The organism is Streptococcus sp. GS001, from assembly GCF_021595565.1.
Lineage (GTDB): Bacteria > Bacillota > Bacilli > Lactobacillales > Streptococcaceae > Streptococcus > Streptococcus xiaochunlingii.
The window spans coordinates 71,953-85,637 of record NZ_JACSYJ010000001.1 but is presented as its reverse complement, the minus strand read 5'-3'; the positions used below and the strand labels follow the sequence as shown (position 1 = coordinate 85,637).

13 protein-coding genes are annotated in these 13,685 nt (G+C 44.1%); 10 read left to right on the top strand and 3 right to left on the bottom strand.

What is annotated here, in order from left to right:
• Positions 1-30 precede the first annotated feature (30 nt).
• Both H8S88_RS00375 and zapA read right to left on the bottom strand, forming a co-directional pair.
• A complete protein-coding gene (locus H8S88_RS00375) occupies positions 31-585 on the bottom strand; it encodes a CvpA family protein (protein ID WP_048688423.1) in 555 nt (184 codons plus the stop codon).
• 10 nt (positions 586-595) lie between these two features.
• Complete coding sequence (zapA, locus tag H8S88_RS00370; RefSeq protein ID WP_023024429.1) at positions 596-886, bottom strand: cell division protein ZapA; 291 nt, start codon at positions 884-886, stop codon at positions 596-598.
• 152 nt (positions 887-1,038) lie between these two features.
• Here zapA and H8S88_RS00365 point away from each other — a divergent pair, with 152 nt between their 5' ends.
• From H8S88_RS00365 to recD2, 4 genes are all read left to right on the top strand, one after another.
• Positions 1,039-1,518 carry a glutathione peroxidase gene (locus H8S88_RS00365; protein ID WP_048715183.1) on the top strand — a complete coding sequence of 160 codons (480 nt, stop codon included), beginning with the start codon at positions 1,039-1,041 and terminating at the stop codon, positions 1,516-1,518.
• A 55-nt stretch (positions 1,519-1,573) separates the two neighbouring features.
• The gene (gene rnhC / locus H8S88_RS00360; RefSeq protein WP_048715185.1) at positions 1,574-2,464 is read left to right on the top strand and encodes a ribonuclease HIII; all 891 of its coding nucleotides are present in this window, start codon (positions 1,574-1,576) and stop codon (positions 2,462-2,464) included.
• A gap of 3 nt (positions 2,465-2,467) precedes the next feature.
• Positions 2,468-3,106, top strand: a complete 639-nt coding sequence (gene lepB / locus H8S88_RS00355) for a signal peptidase I (protein ID WP_125334952.1) — start codon at positions 2,468-2,470, stop codon at positions 3,104-3,106.
• 93 nt (positions 3,107-3,199) lie between these two features.
• Positions 3,200-5,635, top strand: coding sequence for an SF1B family DNA helicase RecD2 (gene recD2, locus H8S88_RS00350; RefSeq protein ID WP_125334954.1), 2,436 nt, complete (start codon positions 3,200-3,202; stop codon positions 5,633-5,635).
• Positions 5,636-5,663: 28 nt separating this feature from the next.
• Here recD2 and dinB read toward each other — a convergent pair whose 3' ends face one another.
• On the bottom strand, positions 5,664-6,776 hold the full coding sequence (gene dinB / locus H8S88_RS00345) for a DNA polymerase IV (protein WP_125334956.1): 1,113 nt from the start codon (positions 6,774-6,776) through the stop codon (positions 5,664-5,666).
• Between the two features lie 225 nt (positions 6,777-7,001).
• On the opposite strand from dinB, the gene pflB reads away from it, so the two are divergent.
• The 6 genes from pflB to H8S88_RS00315 all read left to right on the top strand — a co-directional run bounded on the left by pflB (position 7,002) and on the right by H8S88_RS00315 (position 13,654).
• Entirely contained in the window at positions 7,002-9,317 is a 2,316-nt protein-coding gene (gene pflB / locus H8S88_RS00340) for a formate C-acetyltransferase (RefSeq protein WP_125334958.1), read from the top strand.
• Between the two features lie 140 nt (positions 9,318-9,457).
• A complete protein-coding gene (locus H8S88_RS00335; protein ID WP_125334960.1) occupies positions 9,458-10,216 on the top strand; it encodes a threonine/serine exporter family protein in 759 nt (252 codons plus the stop codon).
• 4 nt (positions 10,217-10,220) lie between these two features.
• On the top strand, positions 10,221-10,688 hold the full coding sequence (locus H8S88_RS00330) for a threonine/serine exporter family protein (RefSeq protein ID WP_048688397.1): 468 nt from the start codon (positions 10,221-10,223) through the stop codon (positions 10,686-10,688).
• Between the two features lie 106 nt (positions 10,689-10,794).
• Entirely contained in the window at positions 10,795-11,025 is a 231-nt protein-coding gene (locus H8S88_RS00325) for a hypothetical protein (RefSeq protein WP_042759938.1), read from the top strand.
• Positions 11,026-11,214: 189 nt separating this feature from the next.
• On the top strand, positions 11,215-12,393 hold the full coding sequence (locus H8S88_RS00320) for a hydroxymethylglutaryl-CoA synthase (RefSeq protein ID WP_125334962.1): 1,179 nt from the start codon (positions 11,215-11,217) through the stop codon (positions 12,391-12,393).
• Positions 12,386-13,654 (top strand): hydroxymethylglutaryl-CoA reductase, degradative, encoded by a 1,269-nt coding sequence (locus H8S88_RS00315; protein WP_125334964.1) that lies wholly within the window; start codon positions 12,386-12,388, stop codon positions 13,652-13,654. Before H8S88_RS00320 ends, H8S88_RS00315 begins: the two co-directional genes overlap by 8 nt.
• The last annotated feature ends 31 nt before the right edge of the window (positions 13,655-13,685 follow it).

Genomic DNA, 13,685 nt, shown 5'->3' with positions numbered 1-13,685 from the left:
TCATGAACTGTTAGACATGATGAGAAGTGATTACGCACCTAAGATTTTTACAACCCAAAGTTGTTTCAAGAGGCCTGCTGTAAGGGGGCTATGCTGCACCATAAATCGAATGAGGAAACTTCCATGAAGTCGATCTTGAATGGCTGCCATGGGGATGGTTGACAAAATCGTGAATCCCATTTGCAGAACAAAGTAGGTTACTAGGACAGCTAGCACACCACTGGCAATCTGAAACGGATACTCCTCCCATTTTTCAGGCGTTGGAATCAAGGGAATAAAGAGTCCAATCACTCGACCTATCGCATAGACTAAAACAAACAAGATGAAGTAAGCCAAACCAGCGTAAAAAACTTTGTCTAAGTGAAAGAGTTGGTCTGCACCATAAAAATAGCTTTTTGAAGCTTGTGTTGCACTCGAAAATGGAATCCATAGACTAATGGTTTTTGCCAAGGACTGATAGCCTGATCCTGCGACCAACATGGCCACAATCATGGTTAAAAAATAATATCCTTGAAGCAAAATCCCTCGTGAATACCCAATATAAAAACTCCAAGCTAGGATGAATAAAATCAGGATTGAAAACATGCAACTCCCCTTAATTAGATGATCTACCGACTAGGCCATCTAGGGCCTTGCGACGAAAATCTTCCAATTCTTTTTCCTTATCGTCAAACTCAATCTCACGACTCAATTGTGTTGACAAACTATTGATTGCTAGTAAAATGGCCAGGGTCTCATCATCAGCAGCTGGCATTTGTTCTTTAATCGCTTCATATTTTTCTTTCGCGACCCGTTCAACCTCTTCCATAAAGAGATTATCATGATTAGTTGTAAGAGTCAGCGATTTATTACCGAAAGTAAATTTGTATCTATTTAAGCTGGACATAAAAATCACCTCACGATATTATATCAAAATCTAGCCCGCTTGTCAGTAGGAAAATCCCCTTCCCATAGGAAATACCGAAGCACTAGGACCACGGTTTAACTTTTTTCGACTCAAGCGTGATACAATAGAGAAAGTAGGAAAGGACGTGTAAAATGACTATCTATGATTTCACCGTAATGGCCCAAGATGGGAGCCCCTTCTCCCTCGAAGCATATCGAGGCCAAGTACTCCTCATCGTCAATACTGCAACCGGTTGTGGGCTTACGCCTCAATACCAGGGATTACAAGAGCTCTATGAGCGCTACCATGACCAAGGATTTGAAATCCTTGACTTTCCATGTAATCAATTTATGGGCCAAGCACCGGGTAGTGCGGAAGAGATTAATCAATTTTGTAGCCTCCATTACCAAACCAGCTTCCCACGCTTTGCAAAAATTAAAGTCAATGGGAAAGAAGCCAGCCCCCTCTACCAATGGTTAAAAGAACAAGCTAATGGTCCCTTGGGCTCCCGCATTGAATGGAATTTCGCCAAATTCTTGATCAATCGCCAAGGCCAAGTTATCCACCGCTTCTCTTCAAAAACTGATCCTCAAGCAATTGAAGCAAGCCTAAAAGAAGTTCTTTCAGACTAAATTCGGCTGGTCTTTTTCTGGCCTTTCATCTAGCTTTTATGATACAATAAGGGCTATGGAAACAATTACATTGTCCCCTCAAAACGAGGACATCCAAGCATTTGTTCGTCAGCACCAAGACCATCTGCTACCTTCAAAAAATCCATATATCCGTTATTTTTTCAAGGCACCTGGTGCAACCATTTCGATTTACACATCAGGAAAGGTTGTCCTACAAGGTAGTCAGGCGACGCGCTATGCTGCCTTCTTCGGTTACCAACAAGATCCGATAGACCAAGCACTTGCCGGACAAGACTTCCCCTTAATCGGAACGGATGAAGTTGGAAACGGTTCTTACTTTGGAGGGCTTGCCGTCGTAGCTTCACTGGTCAGCCCGGAGCAACATGCCCGCTTAAAAAGTCTAGGAGTTGGGGATTCTAAGACCTTAGATGATCGAAAAATTCGAGCTCTCGCACCGATCCTCAAAAAAGAAATCCCGCATCAGGCCTTACTGCTGACACCTAAAAAATACAATCAGGTCATCGCCTCTGGCTACAATGCGGTATCTGTCAAGGTTGCTCTTCACAATCAAGCCATTTTTTTGCTCTTGCAACAAGGGACAAAAGCTCAAAAGATTGTAGTCGATGCCTTTACGACCAAGAAAAACTATGATCGCTATGTTCAAGCAGAAGCGAATCAGGTCCCACAAGTCGTCACCCTAGAAGAGAAGGCCGAAGGAAAATACTTGGCAGTAGCTGTGAGTTCCATTATTGCCCGTGACCTCTTCCTCCAAAATCTGGAAGATTTGAGTCAAGAACTCGGCTACACCCTTCCTAGTGGGGCTGGTGCGCCCTCAGACAAGGTAGCTGCTCAACTTTTAAAGGCCTATGGCATTCAAGCCCTTGACTACAGTGCCAAACTTCATTTTAAAAATACAGAAAAAGCAAAAAAATTGATAGAAAGATAAAGCATGAAACGTTCAAAAAAATCAACTAATCCAGTCCGTTCTTTCCTGAAAGAATGGGCGCTCTTCGGCCTCATTATTGGAGGCATTATTCTCTCTCGTATTTATCTGTGGACGCCTGTCCGTGTCGATGGCCATTCTATGGATCCGACCTTGGCAGATAGTGAATACCTTCTCGTTATCAATAAACTGCCTATCGACCGTTTTGATATCGTAGTCGCTAGTGAAACAGATAATGGAAAAACCAAAGAAATCGTTAAACGGGTCATTGGACTCCCTGGTGAAACCATCGAGTACAAAAACGATGTCCTCTATATCAACGGCAAAGAAACTGACGAGCCTTACTTGAAAGACTACATTCAAAAATTTAAAGAAGATAAATTGCAATCAACCTATTCTGGAAAAGGGTTCGAAGAAAATGGAGAGCTCTTCCGCCAAATGGCACAGATTGCCGAAGCTTTCACCGTTGATAAAGATGGAAGTGCGACCTTCACGAAAAAGCTCTTGGATGATGAGTATCTACTCCTTGGTGATGATCGAATCGTTTCAAAAGATAGCCGCCAGGTGGGGGCTTTCAAGAAGGAACAAATCAAAGGGGAAGCCGTCCTTCGCCTCTGGCCACTCCTTCCATTCCAGACTTATTAACCCATGATGAGGTTGGGACTCTTGTTCCAATCTCTTTCAATATCTTCATGAGAGATAAGCTCTCTCAGACCATTACTTAAAAGGAAACTCTGCATGGAATACTATTTCTCAGGAACCATTGAGCGGGTCATTTTTGAAAATCAAAGTAGTTTTTTCCGTATCTTATTGTTGGATATCAATGATACAGATGCAGAGGACTATGATAACTTTGAAATTATCGTCACTGGAACGATGGCAGATATCGTCGAAGGAGAAGATTATACCTTCTGGGGAGAACTGGTCCATCATCCGAAATATGGCCAACAGTTGCAAATGAATCGCTATGAACGAGCCAAACCCACTAGCAAAGGCTTGGTGAAATACTTTTCTAGCGACCATTTTAAAGGGATCGGACTCAAAACGGCCAAAAAAATCGTGGATCTCTATGGCGAGGATACCATTGATAAAATACTGCAAGCACCTGAAAAGCTAGCCTCCATCTCCGGACTTTCTAAAAAGAATCGCGAGGCCTTTGTCGAAAAACTACAGCTCAACTATGGTACGGAACGGGTCCTCGCCCAACTTGCTAACTATGGCATCCCTAATAAACTAGCCTTCCAAATCCAGGATTTCTACAAGGAAGAAACCTTGCAAATCGTCGAATCAGCTCCTTATCAACTGGTCGAAGATATTCAAGGAATGGGCTTTAAAATTGCCGACCAATTAGCAGAAGAATTAGGGATTGCCAGTGATGCTCCTGAACGCTTCCGAGCTGGACTAGTCCATAGTCTTTTAACCCTCTCCTTAGAAACAGGGGACACCTACGTTGAAGCCAAAGAATTGCTCCAAGCCACCATCCAACTCTTAGAAGCATCTCGTCCAGTCGAGCTCGATCCAGCCAGCGTCGCCCAAGAATTGGCCAGTCTCATTGAAGAAGACAAGGTGCAAAACATTGACACTAAGATTTTCAACAACAGCCTCTTCTTTGCAGAAGAAGGGATCCGAAGCCATATCGGTCGCCTGCTAGAAAAAGGAAAGCAAGAATCTTTCGAAGCAGAAAAAATCGAACAAACGATCGATGACATTGAAGAAGATCTCCATATCCACTACGACCCTATCCAACGGAAGGCTATCCAGGAAGCCATCCAGCAAAAGGTCTTCGTGCTAACAGGTGGACCAGGAACAGGGAAAACAACCGTTATCAATGGAATTATCGGAACCTATGCCCGTCTGCACCAATTGGATCTTCGGAAAAAATCTCAATTACCAATCCTCTTAGCTGCTCCAACCGGTCGAGCAGCCCGTCGAATGAGTGAACTGACAGGTCTTCCGAGCGCCACTATTCATCGTCACTTAGGAATGACGGGAGACGACGACACGAGTCACTTGGACGATTATCTCGATGCGGATTTTGTCATTGTCGATGAATTCTCTATGGTGGATACTTGGCTGGCCAATCAGCTCTTCAGCAATATCTCTTCCAATACCAAGCTCTTAATCGTTGGAGATGCCGATCAGCTTCCTTCTGTGAGTCCTGGACAAGTCTTGTCCGATCTCCTACAGATCCCCAGCATCCCTCAAGTCAAACTGGAACACATCTTCCGTCAAAGTGAAGATTCGACTATCGTCACTTTGGCCAGTCAGATTCGCAAAGGCCAACTGCCTCCTGATTTCACAGAGAAAAAACCTGATCGTTCCTACTTTGAAGCGCCGAGTGAGCTCATCGCTCCCATGATTGAAAAAATCACCAGCGCTGCCCTTCGCAACGGCATTCCGGCTCGAGACATCCAGGTCCTCGCTCCGATGTATCGAGGTTCTGCAGGCATTGACCAGATTAACAGTCTCATGCAAGAGCTTCTCAATCCATTAGAAACGGGTGCTCTATTCTTTCAAGCACTGGACTGCCAGTATCGAAATGGTGACAAGGTCATCCACCTGGTCAATGATGCCGAAAGCAATGTCTTTAACGGAGATATTGGCTACATCACCGACCTCTTGCCAGCTAAATATACCGAATCCAAGCAAGATGAACTCACCATCCAATTTGATGGCAATGAATTGGTCTACCCCCGCAATGAATGGTACAAGATTCGCCTGGCTTATGCCATGAGCATCCACAAGTCACAGGGAAGCGAATTTCCTGTGGTCATCCTTCCTCTGACCAATCAGAGCCGCCGCATGCTCCAACGCAATCTGATCTACACAGCCATTACCCGTTCGAAAAGCAAACTCATCCTCCTGGGAGAATACACCGCATTTGACTTTGCGACAAAGAATACTGGAACTGCTCGCAAAACCTATCTGATTGAGCGTTTTTCGGACGGAATCCCTCAAGGTAGAGACTCTTCCTCACATAGCCCTGTCCACCTAGAAAAGCCCATAAAAAAAACAGAGCCCCAAAAGGAGCTCGTCTCAGTTGAAAACCACTCTGACTCATCTGCTTCTCCAGCTTCTCAGCAAGGCTATCGATTAACAGAGGACAATTACTTAAGCATTGATCCCATGATTGGCCTCACCGAGGAAGAGATTCAACAGTTTTTCAAAAACTAGCTAAAAATTCCCCGTAGGTCAAGTATACCTACGGGGTTTCTTCTATTAGAGATCCTTCATGGGTTTCCCGAGACTCGGAAGAAAAATTAGTGAGGGTCACCCCTAAAAGGCGAATACCTGAGGAGTTACTTTCTAGGCTCTGGTAGAGCTCCTGGGCCAGTCTCTGAATGACTTCAGGGTCTCTGGTTGCTTCCTCTAAACTTCGTCTCTTGGTCAAGGTCGTAAAATCGGCATAACGAATCTTGATCACCAAGGTCTTACCAATTTTCTGATGCTTGGCCAAACTGTTCGCTACCTTTTCAGATAGGTTGGTTAATTCTTTTAGCACATCATCCTCGGCCACCAGCAATTTTCGATAGGTGCGTTCCTTCCCAATGGACTTGCGAATGCGATTGCTCTTAACCGGACTATTATGAATCCCCCGAGCCTTTCGATAGAGATCAAAACCAAAACGACCGAAGTGATCGATGAGAGTCATTTCCGGCACTTCTAAGAGATCTGCACCAGTATAAATTCCCAAATCATGAAGTCGCTCCACTGTCCGTTTCCCCACACCATGAAACTTAGCAACATCCAGCTGACTTAAAAAGTCTTGAGCTTGCTCGGGTAAAATGACGGTCAGTCCCTGAGGCTTCTGGTAATCACTGGCAATTTTTGCTAGAAACTTATTGTAGGAAACTCCGGCAGAAGCAGTTAGGTGCAATTCATTCCAAATAGCATGCTGAATCAAGCGAGCTACCTTGACAGCAGACTGAAGACCAAGCTTATTGTTGGTCACATCCAGATAGGCTTCATCAATGCTCATAGGCTCAATCAGATCGGTGTAGCGTTTAAATATTTCTCTGACTTGGAGACCGACTGCCTGGTACTTCTCGTAGTTTCCAGGGATGAAAACTGCCTGAGGACACCGTTCATAGGCCTCTTTGGAACTCATAGCCGAATGGACACCATATTTTCTGGCTTCGTAATTACAAGTCGACACCACTCCTCTTCCGCCAGACAAACGGGGATCATGGCCAATAATGACAGGCTTTCCCTTCAATTCAGGATGGTCACGCTCTTCAACGGACGCAAAAAAGGCATCCATATCGATATGAATGATTTTACGGCTCGTATCATTGACTAAAGGAAATATGAGCATGGGCAACCTCCTCTTTCATTATATCCCTATCAACGATTTTTTCCTACTAATTCCTACCTCTTCTAAGACAAAAATATAATACAGTTTATTCATATTTACCCTTCTGTATTATAAAAGAATCCAAAATCTTTTTGCTATTCCCTTTGTGAAACCGATTTCCATATGGTATACTACTATTGTAAGTGCAACAGATTTGTTGCTAGAAAGACAAAAGAGGATTTAAACATGGTTGTTAAAACAGTTGTTGAAGCACAAGACATTTTTGACAAAGCCTGGGAAGGCTTCCAAGGTGAAGACTGGAAAGAAAGAGCCAGTGTCTCACGCTTTGTACAAGCTAACTACACTCCATATGATGGAGACGAAAGCTTCTTAGCTGGCCCAACAGAACGTTCACTTCACATCAAGAAGATTGTTGAAGAGACAAAAGCACACTACGAAGAAACTCGTTTCCCATACGATACTCGTCCAACTTCTATCGCTGATATCGCAGCTGGATACATCGACAAAGAAAACGAAGTCATCTTCGGTATCCAAAACGATGAGTTGTTCAAATTGAACTTCATGCCTCGTGGTGGTATCCGTATGGCGGAAACTACTTTGAAAGAAAATGGATTTGAGCCAGATCCAGCTGTGCATGAAATCTTCACAAAATATGTGACAACAGTTAACGACGGTATCTTCCGTGCTTATACTACAAACATCCGTCGTGCACGTCACGCTCACACAGTAACTGGTCTTCCAGATGCATACTCACGTGGACGTATCATCGGGGTTTATGCTCGTTTGGCCCTTTACGGAGCTGACTACTTGATGGCTGAAAAAGCAAACGACTGGAATGCGATTACTGAAATCGATGAAGAATCAATCCGTCTTCGTGAAGAAGTAAACCTTCAATACCAAGCACTCCAAGAAGTTGTTAAATTGGGTGACCTTTATGGTGTAGACGTACGTCGTCCTGCCTTCGATACAAAAGAAGCAATTCAATGGACAAACATCGCCTTCATGGCTGTCTGCCGTGTGATCAACGGTGCTGCTACTTCTCTTGGACGTGTGCCAATCGTTTTGGATATCTACGCTGAACGTGACTTGGCTCGTGGTACTTACACTGAGTCTGAAATCCAAGAATTCGTTGATGATTTCGTTATGAAATTGCGTACTGTTAAATTTGCTCGTACAAAAGCTTACGACCAATTGTACTCAGGTGACCCAACCTTCATCACAACTTCTATGGCTGGTATGGGTAACGACGGACGTCACCGTGTTACTAAGATGGACTTCCGTTTCTTGAACACTTTGGACAACATCGGTAACTCTCCAGAACCAAACTTGACAGTTCTTTGGACTGACAAATTGCCATACAGCTTCCGTCGCTACTGTATGCACATGAGCCACAAACACTCTTCTATCCAATACGAAGGTGTAACAACAATGGCGAAAGACGGATACGGTGAAATGAGCTGTATCTCATGTTGTGTATCTCCACTTGACCCAGAAAACGAAGAACAACGCCACAACATCCAGTACTTCGGTGCTCGTGTAAACGTGCTTAAAGCTCTTCTTACTGGTTTGAACGGTGGTTACGACGACGTTCATAAAGACTACAAAGTATTTGACATCGATCCTATCCGTGACGAAGTTCTTGAATTCGAATCTGTTAAAGCAAACTTCGAAAAATCACTTGACTGGTTGACTGACACTTACGTAGATGCTTTGAACATCATCCACTACATGACTGATAAGTACAACTACGAAGCTGTTCAAATGGCCTTCTTGCCAACTCACCAACGCGCAAACATGGGATTCGGTATCTGTGGATTCGCTAACACTGTTGATACTTTGTCAGCAATCAAATACGCTACTGTTAAACCAATCCGTGACGAAGATGGCTACATCTACGATTACGAAACAATCGGTGAATACCCACGTTGGGGTGAAGATGACCCACGTTCTAACGAATTGGCAGAATGGTTGATCGAAGCTTACACTACTCGTCTTCGCAGCCACAAACTTTACAAGAATGCAGAAGCTACAGTTTCACTTTTGACTATCACTTCTAACGTTGCTTACTCTAAACAAACTGGTAACTCACCAGTCCACAAAGGGGTATACCTCAACGAAGATGGTTCTGTGAACACAAGCAAATTGGAATTCTTCTCACCAGGTGCTAACCCATCTAACAAAGCTAAAGGTGGATGGTTGCAAAACTTGAACTCACTTGCTAGCCTTGACTTTGGTTACGCAGCTGACGGTATCTCACTCACTACTCAAGTGTCACCTCGTGCTCTTGGTAAAACTCGTGACGAACAAGTAGACAACTTGGTAACTATCCTTGATGGATACTTCGAAAACGGTGGACAACACGTTAACTTGAACGTTATGGACTTGTCAGACGTTTACGAAAAGATCATGAGCGGTGAAGACGTTATCGTTCGTATCTCTGGATACTGTGTAAACACTAAATACCTCACTCCAGAACAAAAAACTGAATTGACACAACGTGTCTTCCACGAAGTTCTTTCTATGGATGATGCATTGAGCTAAGATTCAAATAGATTTTTCAAACCAGTCGGAAACGGCTGGTTTTTTCTTGTCCTGTCTTGACTAAATCCGTGGTAACACTAGTACAAATCAGTGAAATTTTGATATAATGGAAGCAATCTATTAACAGAACAGGAAGAACAATGGAATCGTCTAAAGATATGGACCGCGTGATTGATGTCCTCATGTTGGCAGGAACCCTCCTTTTAGAGAGTGGTTCTGAAATCCATCGGGTGGAGGATACCATGATCCGGATTGCTCATTCTCAAGGAATCGATGATTGCAATGCCTTAGCGATGCCAGTCGCTATTTTCTTTTCAATCGAAAATGCCAATATCACGCGGATGAAGCGGATCCTGCGGACCAATTACAATATCGAGAAGGTCTGTGATGTCAATCAGATTTCTCGCCAATTAGTCTCTGGGCACATCAATCTCGAAGAAGCCTACCAAGCCTTGATCCAATTGAAGCAGAAGGAAGTCCCCTATACCAATTTGCAGTTAACCATCGCGGCAACTCTTAGCGCCCCTTTTTTCTCCATTATGTTTGGCGGGAATTTTTATGATGCGATAGGAGCAGGTATTGCGACTGTCTTTGCCTATGCTTTCTCTCTAGTAGTTGAGAAATACGTGCGCATCCCTTTTGCCACTGCTTTTGCGGCAGCCTTTGTCTTTGGCTTTTTGGCCCATATTTGGGCCCGCTATAGTGGTTTTCCTTCCAATACCGATCTCATAATTGCTGGTTGTGTCATGCCTTTCGTTCCTGGGATTGCCATGACCAATGCCGTCAGGGATCTGATGAACAACCACCTCAACTCTGGGATGAGTAAACTCTTTGAGACCCTGCTCATTACTCTTGCCCTTGGTGCCGGAACGACCGTCGCTCTTGTCCTTATGAAATAGAATCATGAATCTAATCGAATTTTTAATCCAAGCCGTGGCGAGTTTGATTGCCATCATTACCTTTTTAATCGTCCTCAACGTGCAACGTTCCATGCTACTCCCTGGAGGAATTTTAGGGATGGCTATTTGGTTGCTCTACTATATCTTGAAAGGACCTACCAATGTTATCATTGCGACTTTTATCGCCGCCATTGTCGGTTCTTGTATCAGTCAAATTTTAAGTATCATCTACAAGACGCCTGTCGTTGTCTTTATGCTAGCTATTCTCGCTCCTTTGGTTCCTGGATATATTTCCTATCGGACCACCTCCTTCTTTGTTAGTGGCCAATATCAGCAAGCCGTGACCAGTGTGACCCTAGTTGTTATTCTGGCCTTGGTTATCTCTATCGGGATGGCTAGCGGGTCTGTCGTCTTGAAACTCTACCATTCTTACCAACGCCATCAAAAAAGAAAAATGACCAATGCCAACTAGCATTGGTTTTCTAAATTTTTATATGTAATCGCTTGCATTTTTATTTAAAAGGAGTACAATGATAGTGAAAAAAACAAATCCTTTAAAGTATGCGAGGTGATGTATGATGCTAAACAAGTATATCAAGTATCTTCCTTGGATGATCCTAGGAGCCCTCCCCTCCTATCAATCAGCGACTATCTATGCCCGTAATTCATTTGACTTGTTCTATCTGACCTTGAACTTTCTGATTGTATACATCGCTTTAATCGTCTTCTACGAAAATGTTCTAAGAGACAAATGCAAAGAGCTCTTCATACGAATCATGAGCAATCCTAAAAAAGATAAGCAAGCATAAGAGTTGAAAAGCCATCTAGGGATGGCTTTTTTGTTTTTCGTCCTCTTTTTTTCAAAAAATCCCCTTGCCCAACTCGGTCCTAAGAATGATTTCCAAACTGTTCTGGCTTTTTCAAGGGAGTTTTGCTCTCAAATATGGTAAAATAGTAACGAAATATACTAGTAGATATCAAATTAAAAGAGGTTATTTATGACAATCGGTATTGATAAGATTGGATTTGCGACCAGCCAGTATGTCTTGCGCTTAAGTGAGCTAGCGGCTGCTCGAAATACAGATCCAGAGAAACTCAGTAAAGGGCTCTTATTGAAAGAACTGAGTATTGCCCCTATTACAGAGGATATCGTCACACTTGGAGCAAGTGCCAGCCATAGTATTTTAACCGAAGAAGAAAAAGAAGAAATTGATATGGTCATCCTGGCGACCGAGTCAGGAATTGACCAGAGTAAGGCTGCTGCTGTTTTCGTTCACGGTCTCCTAGGAATCCAACCCTTTGCTCGGAGCTTTGAAATGAAGGAAGCCTGCTATGCTGCAACGGCCGCTTTGGACTATGCTAAGCTTCATGTTGAAAAGTTCCCACTGAGCAAGGTGTTGGTCATTGCCAGTGATATTGCAAAATATGGGATCGACACCCCTGGAGAACCGACTCAAGGAGCTGGATCTGTCGCTATGCTAGTGACGCAGAACCCACGTATCCTAGCCTTTAATGATGATAATGTAGCTCAAACCCGTGATGTCATGGATTTCTGGCGTCCCAACTACTCAAGCACTCCCTTTGTCAATGGGATCTATTCGACCCAACAGTACTTGGATTGCTTGAAAACAACTTGGACAGAGTATCAAAAACGGACTGGTCTGACATTGGATGATTTTGATGCGATCTGCTTCCACCTACCTTATCCCAAGCTTGCTCTTAAGGGCTTAAAAAAGATTCTTGATAAGAGTCTTTCTCCTGAGAAACAAGCCCAATTGCAATACAATTTTGAACAGTCCATTCTCTACAGCCAAAAGGTTGGGAATATCTATACGGGTTCCCTCTTCCTAGGTTTGCTTTCTCTCTTAGAGAATCAGCCTCAACTAGTGGCTGGCGACCGGATCGCCCTCTATGGATATGGAAGTGGCGCAGTCGCTGAGATTTTTAGTGCTCACTTAGTCGAAGGATATGAGCAAATGCTCCATCCAAATCGTATGGCAGAATTGGATCAGCGAAAAGCTCTTACGATTGCCGAATATGAGAAGATCTTCTTCGAAGAGGCACAATTAGATGCTGAAGGCAATCAAACCTTCCAAGGTTACCAAGATCAAACCTTTGCCTTATCAGAAATCAACGAACACCAACGAACCTATGTAAAGGTAGAACACCATGGTTAAATTAACTGGTTTTTCAAAAGCAAGTCCAGCAGAGCGTATCGAGAAACTGGCTCAGGCCGGACTCCTTTCAGAAGAAGGACTACAAACAGTAAGGGACAATGACACATTGCCCCTTTCTCTTGCCAATGAAATGGTCGAAAATGTCCTCGGCACCTTAGCCTTGCCCTTTGGTATAGCTCCTGGCTTCCAGATAGATGATCAGGAAATTCAGGTCCCAATGGTGACGGAAGAACCCTCTGTCATTGCTGCTGCTTCTTATGCTGCAGGGTTGATCAAGCGTTCAGGTGGGTTTCAGACCCAGGTTCACAAGCGTCAAATGATTGGGCAAGTGGCTCTCTATGATGTCAGCAATAAAGAAAAGGCCAGTCAGGCGATTACAGAAGCTAAAGAAGAACTGCTCCAACTGGCCAATCAAGCCTATCCTTCCATCGTTAAACGGGGAGGTGGGGCACGAGATCTCTGGACAGAGGTGAAAGGTGACTTTCTCATTTGCTACCTATCCGTTGATCCAAAAGAAGCCATGGGGGCTAACATGCTCAACACCATGTTGGAAGCTCTGGTCGACCCTTTAGAAGAGTTATCCGGGGGCCAAGGCTTAATGGCTATTTTGTCCAACCTAGCAACAGATGCCCTCGTCACTGCAAGGTGTCACATAGACTACCGCTTTCTCAGTCGTGATCCCAAGGAAGCTGCCGAAATTGCTCAGAAAATAGCTCTGGCCAGTCAATTAGCGGCTGTTGATCCTTATCGAGCAGCGACTCACAACAAGGGAATTTTCAATGGCATCGATGCTGTCGTCTTAGCAACTGGAAATGACTGGCGGGCGATTGAAGCAGGTGGCCATACCTATGCCAGTCGATCCGGACAAGCTCTAGGACTATCTAACTGGATGGATCATCCAGAACAGCAAGTCCTAGAAGGTCAGCTGACCCTTCCCATGCCTATCGCTACCAAGGGAGGCTCCATCGGACTCAATCCAAGTGTTCAAGTGGCTCATGAACTACTTGGAAATCCTGACGCCCAGACTCTTGCACGGATTATTGTATCCGTTGGCCTAGCTCAAAACTTTGCAGCGCTTAAGGCCTTGGTCAGCACCGGTATTCAACATGGGCATATGAAACTCCAGGCTAAGTCACTCGCCCTACTTGCTGGAGCTACTCCGTCAGAGGTGGCTCCGGTGGTGCAAGCATTGCTAGAGGACAAACCCTTTAACCTGGAAAAAGCCCAAGCTGTTTTAGAGGAAATTCGTCAAAGTAAGTAAAAAATCCTTCCGTGTAAACGGAGGGATTTTT